Source organism: Oleiphilus sp. HI0079 (assembly GCF_001635105.1).
Genome location: NZ_LWFT01000718.1, coordinates 1 through 824, shown reverse-complemented (window position 1 = coordinate 824; position 824 = coordinate 1). Strand labels below are relative to the sequence as shown.

Genomic DNA, 824 nt, shown 5'->3' with positions numbered 1-824 from the left:
CACTTTTCTTGGTCATACTGCACGATCTTGTAAGGGTCAAAATTATCATAGGCTTCCTGGTAAGTGCTTTGTTTTCGCAAAATAGTTATCCAGCTCAAACCAGCCTGCTGTCCGTCTAAGCAGAGCTTTTCAAACAGTTCTAGATCATCATACACAGGCCTTCCCCAAACATTGTCATGATAGGCCTGATACAAGGGATCATCCCCACACCAAGGGCAACGCTGTTGGTTTTCTTGAGCAATCGCTTCTGTCATCTCTCTGATCCTGTGTTTCTATCGAATAGCCTCTGTTATCGTAAGCAACCTGAACAACATATGTCACTTAGGGTTTTAAAAGTATGAGTCATTTCTTCGCTTACATCAGTCGACTACGCTGGATTCGTCGATGGAGCCTTATGCGCAACGCAATCCCCGAAGACGTAGCGACACATTCTTGGGAAGTAGGTACGCTGGCCCATGTATTGGGTGTTATTCATAATATCCAGAACCCCGAAGACCCTTTAGATCCATATCGCCTTGCGACGTGCGGCCTATATCATGATGCCACCGAAGTGATTACCGGTGATATGCCAACGCCAGTAAAGTATCACAGCGATGCGATGCGTGAAGCTTATAAAGGCGTTGAGGCGCGTGCGGAGCAAGAGCTACTCGACCTTCTTCCCACGGAAATGCAGGCAGATTTTAGTCAAGTGCTCATTGAGCACAATCTCCCAAAAACATACCAGCGTTTGTTAAAGGCAGCCGACAGACTCTCGGCCTTATTAAAATGCCAAGCAGAGTTGCGAGCAGGCAACAAAGAATTCGAACATGCAGAGCAGGAGATAA

2 protein-coding genes are annotated in these 824 nt (G+C 46.6%); one reads left to right on the top strand and one right to left on the bottom strand.

Going from position 1 to position 824, the window contains the following annotated elements; genetic code table 11:
* The coding region (locus tag A3750_RS13070) for a DNA-3-methyladenine glycosylase I (protein ID WP_197475029.1) at nucleotides 1-254 on the bottom strand (254 nt) is incomplete at its 3' end.
* Nucleotides 255-337: 83 nt separating this feature from the next.
* Between A3750_RS13070 and yfbR the strand changes: the two genes are divergently transcribed.
* Nucleotides 338-824, top strand: a 487-nt coding sequence (gene yfbR, locus A3750_RS13065) for a 5'-deoxynucleotidase (protein WP_082873291.1), incomplete at its 3' end; no start/stop codon positions are given.